Genomic DNA, 15,957 nt, shown 5'->3' with positions numbered 1-15,957 from the left:
GTTTGCAGAATATATTGCAAAGTTTGCATAGTTAAGACTTGCGTCTCGATTTAACCTATCAGTTCTACCCTCAAAGTGGCATTCTTATGAAATGTATGTTACCACCTTGGCAAGCTCGTTTGAGTAAGCTTCTTGTGCTATTGCTGGTGCTCAGTGCACCGGCTCTGGCGCAGACGATTTCTGGAAAAGTGACAAATACAAGTGATGGGGCATCGCTGCCTGGCGTTACCATTATTGAAAAAGGATCAACGAAAGGAACGGTAACAGACAGCGAGGGTAAATACACGCTCCGGTTGTCGAGCCCTCAGGCAACCGTGATCTTTTCGTACATTGGTTTTGTGGCGCAGGAGGTTAGCGCTTCCGGCCGGTCAGTAATCGATGTCGCTCTGAAAGAAGACGCTACGCAACTGGGTGAAGTGGTCGTTACGGCGCTGGGTATTGCCAAAGACAAAAAGGCATTGGCTTACGCCGTCAGTGAAGTAAAAGGATCGGAGTTTACGCAAGCGCGGGAAAACAACGTAGCCAATGCACTCTCGGGTAAGATTGCCGGGGTAAACGCAACGGGTCTGTCAACCGGACCGGGTGGCTCCAGCCGGATTATTATTCGGGGAAATGGTTCGCTGACTGGCGATAACCAGCCGCTGTACGTAATCAACGGGATGCCCATTGACAATACGGTACCGGGCGGCAGCGCGACGCCAAACGGTGGTCAGGGAAACGTGGACCGGGGCGACGGTATCGCGGGTATCAACCCGGATGACATTGAGTCGATTAGCGTTCTGAAAGGTGGTACGGCTGCGGCTTTGTACGGCTCGCGGGCGGCCAACGGCGTTATCCTGATCACGACCAAAAAAGGAAAAGCCCAGCGCGGAATCGGCGTTGAATACAACTCGACGTTTACAATGGAAAATGCGGCTGTTTTCCCGGATTGGCAGTATGAATACGGTCAGGGCGATAACGCGAAGAAACCAACAACGCAGGCCGAAGGGATTGCCTGGGGACGGCGTTCGTGGGGTGCCAAAATCGACGGTTCGGATTTCGTAGCGGCTGATGGCAAAACCCATCCGTATTCGGCTCAGCGAAACAACATCAAAAATTTCTACCAAACTGGTAAAACGTTTACCAACACGCTGGCCTTTACCGGCGGTAGCGATAAAGTGAACTACCGTTTTTCGGTATCGGATCTGGATGCCAAAGGAATTCTGCCGACCAACACGTATAACCGGAAAACCGGTAACCTGAACCTGAACGGGGCCTTTGGTGAGCGAATTTCTATTGAAGCCCTGGCGCAGTACACCCTCGAAAAGGGCCATAACAAAACGGGAGCCGGTGATGCGTTGGGTAACCCGAACTGGACACCCTACATGATCGGTAACACATCGGATATCCGGTGGTTGAGCCCCGGTTACGACGCAAACGGCAACGAAATTGCCTGGAACGACGCCGATATTGCCTCCAACAGCTACTTTGTGGTGAACAAATACAAACAGGACGACAGCAAAAACCGCTTCATCGGCCAAGTCGGTCTGACGTATAAACTCCTAAAAAACCTGTCGGTAAAAGGAACGGTTAGCCGCGATTTTTACAACTACAATTATAAATACATCCTGCCAACCGGTACGCGCTACATTCCCAACGGTCAGTACACGCAGCTGAAAACAGACGTGAGTGAAACCAATACCATGCTCACGGCGAACTACAACACAACCTTCGGCAACTTTGGCTTGTCGGCACTGGCAGGTATGAACCGGCGCGATTTCAGCTATAACCAGTTGAACACGAGCGGTCAGACGTTTATTATTCCGTACTTCTACAGCTCAACCAACCTGGCAACGGTAAGCACCGTTCCGCTGAATCAGCAGACGCGCACCAACTCGGTCTTTGCATCGGCTGACCTTGACTACAAAGGCGTTGCGTTCCTGACCATGACAGGTCGTCAGGATTGGTTCTCGACGCTGAGTCCGAAAAACAACACGATTTTCTACCCATCCATCGGTGGTAGTTTCGTGCTGTCGCAGGCTATCCAATTACCCCGCGTCATTGATTACGCGAAAGTGCGGGCTTCCTGGGCGCAGGTTGGTGGTGCTACCCCCGATCCGTACGTGATCAACCTGAGCTATTCGATGGTGCCTAGCTCGGGACAGCCGCTTCAGAACGTAACCAGCAACGCCATTACCAACGCGGGCCTGAAACCATTAACGTCCACGACTTACGAAGTAGGTATTGATCTTCAGTTCTTTAACAAAAAAGTGGGTCTTGATCTGACGTACTACAACCGGGCAACGACCAACGACATCGTGCAAACCAGCATTTCGTCAACGTCGGGTTACAATTCGGTTTACCTAAACGTGGGTAAACTAAACAACCGGGGTATCGAAGCGCTCGTAACGGTGAATCCGGTTCGCACGTCGAATTTTGGTTGGAACCTGAGCTACAACGTAGCCTACAACGACAGCAAAGTTGTGAAACTGGCCGATGGGATCAATTCTATGCAGATGGCCACGTCGGTAGGTAACTGGGCGTACATCAACTCCATCGAAGGTCGCCCGTACGGGACCATCGTCGGTACCACCCGTGTTCGGGACGCCAACGGCAACATCGTCTACGATCCAACAACCGGTTTCGCGCAGAAATCAGCGCTTCAGGAGTTGGGCAAGGGTGTTCCCCCGCTGACGATGGGATTGACCAACGAATTCCGCTACAAAAACTTCTCGCTGAATGTGTTGCTCGACGGTAAGTTTGGCAACAAAGTGTTCTCGGTAATGGAAGTCTACGCCAACCGGATGGGCAAGTTGAAGCGGACGCTGGAAGGACGCGAAAACGGACTGACCGTAACTGGTGTGACGGCCAACGGCGATGCGTACACCAAGACGATTGCCAAAGAAAACCTGCGTAATTACTACGACAACGACAAAAACTACACCGAACTGTTCCTGCACGACGGTAGTTTCGTAAAGCTTCGTCAGGTGATTTTCAGCTACAACATTCCGGTAAGCACGCTTAAGTTCGTTCGGCTTCAGTCGGCCAGCGTCTCGTTCGTAGCGCGTAACCTGCTGACCCTGTACCGCCAGACCGACAACTTCGATCCTGAGCAAAGCTTCACCAACAGTTCCAACCAGGGTTTTGAATCGCTGGGTCTGCCCCGCACCAGAAGCTACGGTCTGAACCTCATCGTAAAATTCTAATGACACCCATGAAAAATCGATTCCATAAAATTGCCGCTTGTCTGGTTGCGCTTTGCCTGTTGCAAAGCTGTAGCCAGGGACTGGAAGAACTAAACGTCAATCCCGACGCATCCAGCGCGGCCAGCCCCGATTTCGTATTCACCAAGGCACAGTACGATGCCGTGGGCAACATGATCACGGGTTTACAGGGGACCATGCAATACACCACGAGCTACAACGACGTAGCCAGTTGGGGATCCAAGTACATTTTCAACCAGGGAACGGCACCGTATACGGTATTCAGTAATGCCTACCCGAACGAAATCAACGAGATCGGCGAAGTAATCCGGGGCCTGGAGAAAGATCCGGCCCTGGTGAACAAACTGGCGATTGCCAAAATCTGGCGCGTGTACAGCTTCTCGAAAGTTACGGACCTGTACGGCGACATTCCGTACACCCAGGCCGTGCAGGGCTACACCAGCAGTGTGTTCAAGCCAGCGTATGATCCTCAGAAAGACATTTACATGGATCTGCTGAACGAGCTTGACAAGGCGATTGCGATGTTTGACGCGTCGAAAGGAACGTTTGGCGCTGCCGATCTGATTTACGGGGGCGACATCACGAAATGGAAAAAGTTTGCGTATTCGCTGATGCTGCGGATGGGGATGCGCATGACAAAACCCGACGTTGCCCTGGCCGAAACCTGGGTAAAGAAAGCCATTGCCGGTGGACCGATTCTGGAAGATGCTGATCTGGCAAAGATTACGTACATGGCTTCGGGTCAGGTAATCAACCAAAATCCGCTGGCCTATTGGATGCTGAACAGCGATTACCTGAAAGCCGATGGCGTGAGCAACCCCGAAGGTGGCAAGTACTACGACACGTTTATCAATTACCTCAAGAAAACAAACGATCCGCGCCTGCCCGTTTTGTCGGTCGTGTATGTCAACGGTAAACCCAGCACGGACGTGTCGATCCAGAAAGGGATGCCCGCCAATATCGCCAACTCGAAACCAGCGGATTTCGTAACGTATTCGGAGCCGAATCAGAACACGATCCTGAAACTGAATTCGCCGATGCTGGTCATGACCAACGCCGAAGCGAATTTCTACCTGGCCGAAGCGGCTATGCGCGGCTGGTACACCACAAAATCGGCTGCCACGCTGTACGATCAGGGCCTAAAAGCGGCCATGCGGCAATGGGCGTTGTTCGGATCGGATGGCGTGATTTCGCAGGCGAACATTGATGCCTACGCGTCGGCCAATGCGCTGGTCACGACCGCTACGATGGCAAAGCAGATGGAGCAGCTGTACACGCAGTTCTGGGTGTCGATTTTCCCGAACTCACAGGAAGTTTTCCTGAACTGGCGTCGGACGGGCTACCCGGCTCTGGTGCCTAACAACTACGTGGGTAATATTACAGGCGGGCAAATCTTCCGTCGGATGCTGTATCCGGCGCTAGAGGAAAACCTGAACCGGGAGAACTATAACGCTGCCGTTGCCCGGCAGGGTGAAAACAACTTTCTTTCACGTATTTGGCTCGATAAGTAAGCCATCATGATTAGTAAAGTGCCTTATTTTTTCTTTCGTGTTATTGACTGGGCCGATCTTGTGCCCAGTCAATTTTATAACACTTGTATAGGCTAGTCGCTATACACATTACCCCTTTCCTATGCCCATTAGACTTACGATTTTGTTGTTACTACTCAATTTGGGAAAGCCTTTCGCGCAAAGTGGACTGATTCCCGAACCGGTATCGTATCGACAAACTTCCGGCGATTTACGACTTAATCAACTGACCGGTATTGTGTCCGGCGCTGGCGTTTCTAATCAGTTTATCGGGCTTGCTCAGGCGCAGATCAGGGCGAGCACCGGGTTGACGCTGCCAACCAAAAAAACAAAATCGACTCTCTTCCTGTCGATTGATTCCATCACCAGTAAACAGCCGGAAGGGTACGCGCTGCAAATCACTCCGCAGGGTATTCGCCTGACCGGGCACGACGAAGCCGGATTGTTCTACGGCCTTCAATCGCTGACTCAGCTATTTTCGCAGGCTACATCGGGCATCGTTCCTGCCTGTGAAGTGACAGATTACCCGCGCTTTTCGTATCGCGGTATGCACCTGGATGTTAGTCGGCATCAGTTCCCGATTCCCTTCATCAAGAAATACATTGACCTCCTGGCGCTGTACAAGTTCAACACCTTTCATTGGCATTTGACCGACGATCAGGGCTGGCGCATCGAGATAAAACGGTATCCCGCCTTGCAGCAAAAAGCCGCGTACCGCTCCGAAACGCTGATCGGTCACAAAAAAGAACTACCGCACCGTTTTGACGGCAAGCGCTACGGCGGCTACTACACCCAGGCCGAGGTCAAGGACATTATTCAGTATGCCACGCAACGGCACATTACCATTATTCCTGAAATTGAAATGCCGGGCCATGCACTGGCCGCGCTGAGTGCTTACCCAGAACTCGGTTGTCTGAAACCCAATGGGCAGCCCGGCGGACCGTATCAGGCGGCTACGTTCTGGGGTATATTTGACGACGTGTTCTGCGCCGGAAACGACAGCACGTTTACCTTTCTCGAAGGGGTATTGGACGAGGTTGTGGCCTTGTTTCCGTCAAAGTACATTCACATCGGCGGGGACGAATGCCCGAAAACGCGCTGGAAAACCTGCACCCGCTGTCAGGCCCGTATCCAGCGGGAACACCTGAAAAACGAAGAAGAATTACAACGGTACTTTGTCCGTCGGATGGATATGTACCTGATCAAAAAAGGGCGGCATATCATCGGTTGGGACGAAATTCTGGAAGGAACCGAACACGCGTCGTCGCCGTCGTTGCGCATGTCGCCGGAGGCTATCGTCATGAGCTGGCGGGGCATTCAGGGTGGTATCGAGGCAATCCGGCAGAAGCACAACGCCATTATGACGCCCGAAAGTCACGTGTACTTTGATTATTACCAATCGCTTTACCCCGAAGAACCGCTGGCGGCTGCGGGGTATACGCCGTTGAGCAAAGTGTACGCGTACGAACCAATCCCGGCGGAGCTTCGTCCCGATGAAGCGGTTTACCTCAAAGGCGTGCAGGGAACCGCCTGGAGCGAGTACATGGATAGCCCCGAAAAGGCTGAGTATATGGTTTTCCCCCGCGCGATGGCCGTCGCCGAAATCGCCTGGAGCCCGCGCGACAACCGAAATTACGCGGACTTTCTTCGTCGGCTTCGTCAGCAGGAAACGCTCTTAAAACAACGGAACGTCAACTACGCCAACCGATTCGACGAACTGACCGATACGGTGTCTGTCAACGCAGCCGGTGGCGTAGATCTGAAGCTATCAACCACCTTACCCGACGCTACCGTTCGCTATACGATAGACGGTACGACGCCCACCTTAACGAGTGCAGTCTATTCCAAACCCTTATCCATTGCTCAGACGAGTACCGTGAAAGCCGCCGTTTTTCGGGATAGTAAGCAACAGGGACGCGTCTTTCAAAAGGCATTCACGATCAGCAAGGCCACTGGAAAGCCTGTCACCTTTACCCCCGAACCGATGGGGGGCTACCGACCCGCAAGCCCACTCGTAGCTGTCAATGGTGTGGCCGGAACCAGCCGCTACAACACAGGCGAGTGGATTGGTTTTCAGGGAAAAGACGCCGAAGTGATCATCGATTTACAGGCAACGCAAACCGTGTCGAGCATCGGTACGCACATACTCAATTATCATTGGCAACGAATGTGGGCACCCCAAATGCTCCAGATGGCCGTGTCTGAGGACGGAAAAACGTTTCGGGAGGTGTACCAGCAAACGCAGTTTCCCGTCAACGGCATCAATCCGGTGCGGGCGACCTTTTCGCCGGTCCAGGCACGTTACGTGCGGATACGCGCCACCAACAAAGGAGTCATTCCGGCGAATGAATATGGAGCTGGTGGTAAAGCGTGGCTACTGCTTGATGAGTTTAGGGTCGATTAACGCGTGCTTTCTTTGCCAGATCGATTCGGTATATAGTTTATTCTAGTCTAGTTTCTTATGAAGTTCGTTAGCGTCTTTGTTTTTCTTTTCGTCAATCTGCTGGCAACCAGCCTCTGGGCTCAGATCGGGGCTAACCACAACAAACCACAGCGCGAAGAGTGGCTGAAAGATGCCGGTTTTGGCATGTTCATTCACTGGAACGTTGATACGCAGCTGGGCGTCGTGATCAGTCACTCACTGGTTGGTGCGTCGCCGGATTACGTTGAGCGGTACATCAGCGAACTGCCGAAAACGTTTTATCCGAAAGACTGGGATCCCGAACGGCTGGTCATTCTGGCGAAAAATGCGGGCATGAAATACATCATGTTCACGACCAAGCACCATGCCGGGTTCTGCATGTGGGATACAAAAACCACTGACTTCGGAGTGATGAACACGCCCTACAAAAAAGACATCGTGCGGCAGTACGTCGATGCTTGCCGTAAGTGGGGGCTGGCGGTTGGGTTTTATTATTCGCCCGAAGATTTTTCGTTTGCCTACCGCAATGGTATGAAAGACATTACCCGCGATGACCATTGGGAAAAAGCCAAGCCGTTTCAGGCCAAGTACAAGCAATTTGTCGAAGCCCAGTGTCAGGAGTTGATGACCAAATACGGTCAGGTCGACTTGTTTTTTATTGACAGCGATGTACTGCGCGAAGAAGTAAAAGCTACCGTCTGGAAATACCAACCTAATTGTTTAGTGACACGTGGAGTGCTGGAAACGCCCGAGCAGTACCTACCCGGCGAAACGCTCAATACGGCCTGGGAAAGCTGCATGACGATGGGAACGGCCTGGAATTACAAACCAACCAACGACCATTACAAATCGGGAACCGAACTGATCGATATTCTCATCGAGTCGCGGGCGAAGGGCGGCTCGTACCTGCTCAACATCGGACCAACGCAGTGGGGCGACCTCAACGAAGGCCAGCAGGGACGACTGATGGAAATTGGGGCCTGGCATTTCATCAATCAGGAAGCGGTTCATAACGTCCGTCCGTGGATCGTCCGCAACGAAGGAAATATCTGGCTAACCAAAAATAAAGATGAAAAAACGGTCTACGCCTACCTGACCGGAATGCCCGACTGGCCACGCGGTGAGCGCCGGACCTTTCTCCTGAAATCCATCAAAACGACGCCAACCACGGAAGTAAGCGTGCTGGGGCAGACCGGCAACGTGGTGGAATACCAGCCCAAAAACGATGGCCAGACGCGCTTCGAGCAAACGCCGGAAGGGCTTAAAATCTCGGTTGTAAGAGCGCAGCGGATCTACAACAACCACAAGTGGCCGAACCCGATCGTGGTCAAACTCAAAAACGTCGAAGCGGCTGTGGAACCCGCTCATTTCAAAACGGTTAAGGCCGAAAAATTGCCGAACGGTAACCTGAAACTAACGGCGGATCTGAGCAAAATGGGGAGCGGCAAGGACTACCGGGTTGGCTTCGAATACCGGCCTGTTCAGAGTTCGCTCAACGAGGAGTTCAATCAGAAATGGACCGAAACGGACGTGTACCCCGTCGCTAAAACGGGCGAGCAAAGTCTGGAAATCGTGCAGAGCAACATCAAGTCGTACGATGAGATCGAATACCGGGCCATTCTGTATCAGGACGGGTTGAAGATTGACGGCAATACGCAGAAGATCAGTAAGCTACGCTTGGAGTAAAGCGTAAAAATCGGAACGTAGGAGTAAGCCAAAAACGCGCAAAACCACAGAAAACAATAACCTCAATCAGTTAATTCTCTCATGAAAGCACAACGTCGATCCATTTTAAAACGTCTTTTCTCGTCCATTGCCGGTGTCGCCGGAATAAGCGCAGCGACCAACGCGGTTGCCGCCAATGAATCAATAGAACTGGTGAAAACCGAAGCCGCTCCGCAGAAAGAAGCCTTCAATGTCGTGACGCAGGACGATGTACCCTTGTTTTCGGGATCGACCAAGCTGGGCAATCTCGTTTTCGTCGCTGGAAAAGGCTACCACAAAGAAGGAGACATCAAGGTCCACACGGAAGAGGTGCTGAAAGAACTCGAGAAAGAGTTGATCAAAGCCGGTTCATCGATGGAGAAAGTCCTGAAAGTAAGCGTGTTCCTGCATGATCTGAACGATTACAAGGGCATGAACGAAGTTTACAAAGGCCGGTTTGGCAACAAGCCGCCGGTGCGCACGACCGTTGCCGTTTACGGGGGTGTACCGGGTAGCTCGCTGGTCGAAATGGATTGCATTGCCTATATCTAATAAACTGTTTTTGAAATTTATTTCTGTATCGTTTTTGTCATCCCGACCGGTCCGCCGGTGCGGCAGGAGGGATGACAAAAACACTCCTTCTTTCTTTTTTACCCTACTCACATGTTAAGCAGACGAAAACTCATCAAGCGGTTATCGAGCGGAACGCTCGTTGGTGGATTGGTCGGCGGTGGTCTTCCGATAGCCGTAACGGCCACTCCAACAGCCGCCCCTAAACGTGATTTGTTCAAGGAGTTGGGCGTACGCACCTTCATCAATGCGGCTGGCACGCTGACCTACATGACCGGCTCGCTTATGCACGACGAAGTGCTGGAAGCCATTCAGAGCGGTGCCAAGGAATTTTGTCTGCTCGACGAAATTCAGGACAAAGTAGGGGTTAAGATTGCGCAGATGGTTCATTCGGAAGCGGCTGTGGTTACCTCGGGCGCTTTTTCCGGTATGACGCTCGGACTGGCGGGTATTCTGACCGGCATGGATCTGAAGAAAGTGGAGCAGCTGCCCCACCTGGCAGGAACCGGTATGAAAACGGAGGTAATCTGTCAGAAGGCCCACGACATCGTGTACAACCACGCCCTGACCAATACGGGCTGTAAAATCATTCAGGTAGAGACCGCTGAGGATGTCGAAAAAGCCATCAACGAAAAGACCGCGCTCATGCACTTTCTGCACATCGAAGCCGACAAGGGGAAGATCATGCACGAAGAATGGGTAGCGCTGGGCAAGAAGCACAACATCCCAACGTCTATTGATATTGCCGCCGATGTGCCGCCGGTTGAGAACTTATGGCGTTTCAACGACATGGGGTTCAGTTTTGTGGTTGTGTCGGGTGGTAAAGCCATGCGGGGACCCCAGAGCGCCGGTCTGCTGATGGGTAAAAAAGACATTATTTCGGCGGCTCGTCTGCATATGCCCCCGCGCGGTTTCAACATTGGCCGGGGTATGAAGGTAAACAAAGAAGAAATTCTGGGCATGTACGTGGCGCTGGAACGATTCATCAATGAGGACCACGGTAAAGTCTGGAAAATGTGGGAAGACAACACGGCCCACATCGAAAATACGGTGAAAACCGTCAGCGGAGTTAAGACGGACGTACACGTTCCGCCGTTGGGCAATCATACGCCTACGCTCCGTATCTCGTGGGACCCCGGCAAACTTCATCTGACCGGAAAAGATCTACAGGAATCACTCCGGAAAGGCGACCCGTCGATTGAAGTAGGCGGCAGCGGACCCAGCCATATTGGCGTAACGGTCTGGATGCTGAAACCCGGTCAGGAAAAGATTGTGGCGCGTCGGATCAAGGAAGAACTGTCAAAAGCTGCTGTTTAGGTAGGTCTCTGGCGGGGTAGACCAAAAGCTGCCTCGCCGGGAAATCATTCGTTTATTCTAGAGAGATCCGATTGTGAAACAGGTCGTTCTTTGGCTGTTTATTCTTTTCGCCGGTAAACTGGCTTGCGCCCAGCCGTATAGTATTGTCATCAAAGGCGGACACGTTATCGACCCTAAAAACAAGATTGATGGCATCATGGACGTTGCCATCCGGGACGGTAAAATCAGTAAGGTCGAAAAAAACATCGATACGCAGGGCGTTGCGCAGGTTGTCGATGCGAAAGGGTTGTTGGTGACGCCGGGCCTGATCGACATTCACACCCACGTTTTTTTCGGAACGAACCCCGATCAGGCGTATAGCAATGGCCCGAACGCCTTGCCACCCGACGGCTTTACGTTTCGCAACGGCGTAACGACCATTGTCGATGCGGGCTGCTCGGGCTGGCGCGACTTCCCGACGTTCAAGAGCCAGACGATTGATCGCTCGCAGACGCGGGTGCTGGCTTTGCTCAATATCGTCGGAAGCGGTATGCGGGGCGGTAAGGTCGAACAGAATCTGGACGACATGGACGCCCGTCTGACCGCTGACATGGCAAAACAGTATCCCGATCTGGTCGTCGGTGTCAAGCTGGCGCACTACAGCGGCTACAACTGGACGCCTACCGAGCGGGCCGCTGAAGCGGGGAAGCTGGCCAACCTGCCGGTTATGATCGATTTTGGTGGGAGTACGCCAATGCTGTCCCTTGAAGAGCTGTTTACCAAATACCTGCGTTCGGGCGACATCTATACCCATTGTTTTGGGCAGCTAAAAACGCGTGAGCCGATTCTCGATGTGGCAACCGGTAAAGTAAAACCGTTTGTCTGGGAAGCGCAGAAAAAAGGCGTTTTGTTCGACGTTGGATACGGCGGTATCAGCTTCGCTTTTTCGCAGGCGATTCCGGCCCTGAAAAGTGGCTTTTACCCCAACACCATCAGCACCGATATTCATACGGGCAGCATGAACAATGCGATGAAAGATATGCTCAATGTTATGTCGAAATTTATGGCGATGGGGATGGATGTACCAAGTGTCATCAAGGCCAGTACCTGGAATCCAGCGCAGGCGATCCGACGACCCGAACTCGGTCATTTATCCGTAGGTACCGTTGCGGACATTGCGATTCTGAACGTTCGGGGAGGAGAGTTTGAGGTGCGTGATACGGGCTACTTTGGTTTCTTCGACTACACCGGCCATAAAATCGTCGGCAAGCAAAAACTCGAATGCGAAATGACCATCCGCAAGGGTAAGATTGTCTACGATTTGAACGGCATTGCCATCCCGGTCGTCGTAACGCAGACGCCCCGTTCGTAGCCCTGGGCGTCATCGATCTTAAGCGGAAAATCGGCTTTTGATCGGTGTATATCGGGGAAAAAACACGTAATAAAATAGGGCTGATGGTCGCATATGTTCACTAATTGATGATCGGTCCGCTGACCATTAAACAACTATTTTCCGTTAAGTTTGAGCGTTACAAGACCAATACCGTAGCGATTAGATGGCTATGACTGTTCTGGTAAAAGCCTCATTACTCAATTGTTTTGCTTAAAATCAAGTTATTATGCAAGCTGATGTATTAACACCCGAAATTGCTTTTGCACAAACGGGCCTTTCGTTGCCACCCGCTCCTCAACCGCTGGGTGTTTATAAACCGTATCTTATCGACGGAAAATATTTGTACGTATCGGGACATGGTCCGGTGCAGGATGATAAAAGTCTGATCATCGGTCGGATCGGTGCCGATATGGACATGGAAGCAGGTAAGTTAGCCGCCCGGCAGGTTGGCCTGACGATCCTGTCAACGATCAAAACGCACCTGGGGAGCCTTGACCGGGTTAAGCGCGTGATCAAAGTGTTGGGCATGGTGAACTGCGTGCCTGAATTCGAGCGTCATCCGTACATCATCAACGGTTGCAGCGAATTGTTTGCCGACGTATGGGGAACCGATAATGGGATCGGGGTTCGCTCAGCGGTGGGTATGGGCTCGTTGCCCGACAATATTCCCGTTGAGGTAGAAGCCTTGTTTGAACTGGCCGATTAATGGAGCAAACGCCCTGGTTTCAACTCGATGATGCCGATCAACTGGATACACCCGCGCTGGTTATTTATCCAGACCGCGTGCGGGAAAATATTCGACTACTCATTGACGGGATTGACGATGTTTCCCGGCTGCGGCCCCACGTGAAAACCAGTAAGTCGCGGGAAGCGGCCCAGCTGATGCTGAAAGCGGGTATTCAGAAATTTAAATGCGCGACCATCGCCGAGGCCGAAATGCTGGCCCTGTGCGGTGCGCGCGACGTGCTACTGGCTTACCAGCCCAATGTCGCTAAAATACACCGGCTGCTGGCGCTCATGAAGGCGTATCCCGACACTCGGTTTTCCTGTCTGGTCGATAACCTTACAACGGCGCGGCAAATTGCCGAACAAGCCGTCGAAGCGGGACTGATCGTACCGGTTTACATTGATCTCAACGTGGGTATGAACCGGACGGGAATACTTCCCGACGATGCCGTGCTGACGCTGTACACACAGCTTGATAAACTGGATGGCATCAAACCCGTCGGGTTACACGTGTATGACGGACACCTCCGAAACCCCGATCTGGCTGCGCGTACTGCCGATTGCGATAAGGCTTTTGCGCCTGTGCAGCAGCTACGCGATAAGCTGGTCGCACTTGGTTTCGAGTCACCCGTCATCGTGGCGGGGGGGAGTCCAACGTTCCCCATTTACGCCAAACGACCTGACGTGGAGTGCAGTCCTGGTACGTTTATTTATTGGGATAAAGGCTACCAGACCGGTTTGCCGGAGCAGCCGTTCTTACCCGCAGCGCTCGTGGTAACGCGGGTTATTTCCTTACCCGATGCTGATAAACTGTGTCTGGATTTAGGGCATAAATCCGTGGCCCCGGAAGGGGAACTGGCGCAGCGCGTTACGTTCCTGAACGCTCCCGATTTGAAGGCAATCGGCCAGAGTGAAGAACATCTGGTTGTCGAAGCAGGTGTTGGCCACTCATACCAGATCGGCGATGTGTTGTACGGACTGCCTAATCACATTTGTCCAACCGTAGCGTTGTACGAACGGGCCTTTACGGTCGAACATGGAACCATTACCGGCGAGTGGCTGGCCATTGCGCGCGACCGGATGATTTCGGTATAAAGGATGCTTTAGCCTTGCCGTGGTGTCGGTGGTGTCGGTTTTGCGAAACAGTATTGTCCGAGATCCGTAAAACTCTCAACGTAGTGCTGGTGGTGTCGGCGGGGCCGCCCGCGCGGTTCTCAAAACCGACACCACCAGCACTACTACAAGCACGAATACTTATAAATTACAGAAACAAGCATGTTTACAATTGACGCCCATCTCGACCTGAGCATGAACGCGATGGAATGGAATCGCGATTTGCGGCAGCCGGTCACTCGGTTGCGGGAGCGCGAGAAAGGCATGACCGATAAACCCGACCGGGCAAAAGCAACGGTTTCGCTGCCCGATTTGCGCCGGGGAAACATCGGGTTAGTCGTTGCTACGCAGATTGCTCGGTTCGTCGCTCCCGGTAATCCCTTACCGGGCTGGCAATCGCCGGAACAGGCCTGGGCGCAGACGCAGGCACAGCAGATCTGGTACAAAACCATGGAAGAAGCGGGGGAGATGGTTCAAATCCGGGATCTGGCGGGTCTGGAAAGTCATCTGGCGCTCTGGAACGATGGTACCCCTAACGAGCAAAAGCCCGTTGGCTACATTCTTAGTCTGGAAGGAGCTGACTCGCTGGTAACAACCGCTTATGTTGAGCGGGCTTACGAATACGGCTTGCGGGCTATCGGTCCTGCGCATTACGGTCCGGGGCGTTACGCACAGGGAACGGATGCCACGGGGTTCATGGGGGCCGCCGGGCAGGCGTTACTTCGCGAAATGGAGCGGTTAAACATCATCCTGGACGCTACGCACCTGTGCGACGATAGCTTCTGGGAAGCACTGAGTCACTTCAACGGACCCGTTTGGGCCAGCCACAACAACTGCCGCGCGCTGGTGAACCACAATCGCCAGTTTAGCGATGACCAGATTCGGGAGCTTATCGCCCGTGATGCCGTTATCGGGGGAGCCCTGGATGCCTGGATGATGGTGCCCGGCTGGGTGCGGGGTCAATCGACGCCCGAAAGCACGAACTGCAATCTGGCCGTTATGGTCGATCACCTTGATCATATCTGTCAGCTGGCGGGCAACGCCAACCACATCGGTATTGGTTCGGACCTGGACGGCGCTTTTGGAAAAGAACAATGCCCGTACGACCTGGAAACGATTGCTGATTTAGAGAAGATTCCTGATCTATTACGGCAACGCGGCTATACGGACGACGACGTTGCCAAGGTTATGCACGGCAACTGGCTTCGTTTTTTACGAAAGGCATGGCGCTAGTCGTTTTTAGGCCGAATTTTTAAATCGCAGTGGTTGACTAGTCAGCTACTGCGATTTGCTTTTATCGCGCGAATGCAGGCATTGCGCACAAATGTCTTACCTTGTCCCGCGAGCGTTTTAGGCGCATTTTCACGGCACTATCGTTTAATTGAAGGCGGCTGGCAATCTGCCGGATGTCCAGCCCTTCCTGGTATTTCAGGCGAAGAATCATGGATTCTTCGGGCGCTATTTTGTTCATAACCCGCGAGAGTTGTAGCAGACTCTCTTCCAGTTCTTCCGAGTCGTTTACGCTAACAAACTGATTATCCACCGCATCGGAGTCATCATCTCGGTTTTCGTCGATGGTACTAACTGCCATACGGCTATCTATGCGAAGCTGATCCATGCAGTAGTTATACGAAATGGAATATAGCCAGGTCGAAAAGGACGAACGCTGTTCGAAGCGGTCGAGATGAGCAAACATCTTGAGAAAAATGTCGTGCGTGAAGTCCTGGGCTTTGTCGGAGTCTTTCGTTAGCGAAAGACAGCGGTTGTAAACTTTACTAACGTAGCGAGTGTAAAGCGTTTCGAAGCAATCGTTAGGGCGGGTGGTGTAGAATTGACGAATTACTTCTTCGTCGTTAAGAGTAAGCTTCATGTCAATTACAGTGTGAAAGGTGAAGACCGGGCCAGCTTTTTTTGTTTGCTGACGATGTAAAGTTGGCTTACCCAGCTGGCATGAGGGCTTACATTTCGATGAACTGTAGATTTTGCCCGGTTTTTGGGAGA

The 15,957-nt window shown here is 52.5% G+C and carries 11 protein-coding genes; 10 read left to right on the top strand and 1 reads right to left on the bottom strand.

Annotated elements, in window-relative coordinates; translation table 11 throughout:
• The first annotated feature begins 119 nt into the window (after nt 1-119).
• The 10 genes from M0L20_RS20425 (at nt 120) to M0L20_RS20380 (ending at nt 15,189) form a co-directional block, all read left to right on the top strand.
• Nucleotides 120-3,185: a SusC/RagA family TonB-linked outer membrane protein gene (locus M0L20_RS20425; protein ID WP_248478793.1), complete on the top strand. Its 3,066-nt coding sequence runs from the start codon at nt 120-122 to the stop codon at nt 3,183-3,185.
• A gap of 8 nt (nt 3,186-3,193) precedes the next feature.
• Entirely contained in the window at nt 3,194-4,714 is a 1,521-nt protein-coding gene (locus M0L20_RS20420) for a SusD/RagB family nutrient-binding outer membrane lipoprotein (RefSeq protein WP_248478792.1), read from the top strand.
• A gap of 121 nt (nt 4,715-4,835) precedes the next feature.
• Nucleotides 4,836-7,136 carry a glycoside hydrolase family 20 protein gene (locus M0L20_RS20415; protein ID WP_248478791.1) on the top strand — a complete coding sequence of 767 codons (2,301 nt, stop codon included), beginning with the start codon at nt 4,836-4,838 and terminating at the stop codon, nt 7,134-7,136.
• 57 nt (nt 7,137-7,193) lie between these two features.
• The gene (locus M0L20_RS20410) at nt 7,194-8,840 is read left to right on the top strand and encodes an alpha-L-fucosidase (RefSeq protein ID WP_248478790.1); all 1,647 of its coding nucleotides are present in this window, start codon (nt 7,194-7,196) and stop codon (nt 8,838-8,840) included.
• An 81-nt stretch (nt 8,841-8,921) separates the two neighbouring features.
• Nucleotides 8,922-9,410, top strand: coding sequence for a RidA family protein (locus M0L20_RS20405; RefSeq protein WP_248478789.1), 489 nt, complete (start codon nt 8,922-8,924; stop codon nt 9,408-9,410).
• Between the two features lie 111 nt (nt 9,411-9,521).
• Nucleotides 9,522-10,745, top strand: a complete 1,224-nt coding sequence (locus tag M0L20_RS20400; protein ID WP_248478788.1) for an aminotransferase class V-fold PLP-dependent enzyme — start codon at nt 9,522-9,524, stop codon at nt 10,743-10,745.
• 70 nt (nt 10,746-10,815) lie between these two features.
• Nucleotides 10,816-12,096: an amidohydrolase/deacetylase family metallohydrolase gene (locus tag M0L20_RS20395; RefSeq protein ID WP_435531843.1), complete on the top strand. Its 1,281-nt coding sequence runs from the start codon at nt 10,816-10,818 to the stop codon at nt 12,094-12,096.
• Between the two features lie 247 nt (nt 12,097-12,343).
• The gene (locus tag M0L20_RS20390) at nt 12,344-12,823 is read left to right on the top strand and encodes a RidA family protein (RefSeq protein ID WP_248478785.1); all 480 of its coding nucleotides are present in this window, start codon (nt 12,344-12,346) and stop codon (nt 12,821-12,823) included.
• The gene (locus M0L20_RS20385; protein ID WP_248478783.1) at nt 12,823-13,938 is read left to right on the top strand and encodes a D-TA family PLP-dependent enzyme; all 1,116 of its coding nucleotides are present in this window, start codon (nt 12,823-12,825) and stop codon (nt 13,936-13,938) included. Before M0L20_RS20390 ends, M0L20_RS20385 begins: the two co-directional genes overlap by 1 nt.
• Before the next feature lie 180 nt (nt 13,939-14,118).
• Complete coding sequence (locus M0L20_RS20380) at nt 14,119-15,189, top strand: dipeptidase (protein WP_248478781.1); 1,071 nt, start codon at nt 14,119-14,121, stop codon at nt 15,187-15,189.
• A gap of 61 nt (nt 15,190-15,250) precedes the next feature.
• Here M0L20_RS20380 and M0L20_RS20375 read toward each other — a convergent pair whose 3' ends face one another.
• Complete coding sequence (locus M0L20_RS20375; protein ID WP_248478779.1) at nt 15,251-15,826, bottom strand: RNA polymerase sigma factor; 576 nt, start codon at nt 15,824-15,826, stop codon at nt 15,251-15,253.
• Between the last annotated feature and the right edge of the window lie 131 nt (nt 15,827-15,957).

It is taken from the genome of Spirosoma liriopis, from assembly GCF_023196085.1.
Classification (GTDB): Bacteria; Bacteroidota; Bacteroidia; order Cytophagales; family Spirosomataceae; genus Spirosoma; species Spirosoma oryzicola.
Note: the sequence above shows the minus strand (reverse complement) of the source record. Positions and strands in the feature narration are given on the sequence as shown.

Bases quoted from the DNA above. Each gene is read 5' to 3' on its own strand.
- M0L20_RS20420 (WP_248478792.1), top strand. From the start codon at position 3,194: ATGAAAAATCGATTCCATAAAATTGCCGCTTGTCTGGTTGCGCTTTGC.
- M0L20_RS20415 (WP_248478791.1), top strand. From the start codon at position 4,836: ATGCCCATTAGACTTACGATTTTGTTGTTACTACTCAATTTGGGAAAG.
- M0L20_RS20410 (WP_248478790.1), top strand. From the start codon at position 7,194: ATGAAGTTCGTTAGCGTCTTTGTTTTTCTTTTCGTCAATCTGCTGGCA.
- M0L20_RS20405 (WP_248478789.1), top strand. From the start codon at position 8,922: ATGAAAGCACAACGTCGATCCATTTTAAAACGTCTTTTCTCGTCCATT.
- M0L20_RS20400 (WP_248478788.1), top strand. From the start codon at position 9,522: ATGTTAAGCAGACGAAAACTCATCAAGCGGTTATCGAGCGGAACGCTC.
- M0L20_RS20390 (WP_248478785.1), top strand. From the start codon at position 12,344: ATGCAAGCTGATGTATTAACACCCGAAATTGCTTTTGCACAAACGGGC.
- M0L20_RS20385 (WP_248478783.1), top strand. From the start codon at position 12,823: ATGGAGCAAACGCCCTGGTTTCAACTCGATGATGCCGATCAACTGGAT.
- M0L20_RS20380 (WP_248478781.1), top strand. From the start codon at position 14,119: ATGTTTACAATTGACGCCCATCTCGACCTGAGCATGAACGCGATGGAA.
- M0L20_RS20375 (WP_248478779.1), bottom strand. From the start codon at position 15,826: ATGAAGCTTACTCTTAACGACGAAGAAGTAATTCGTCAATTCTACACC.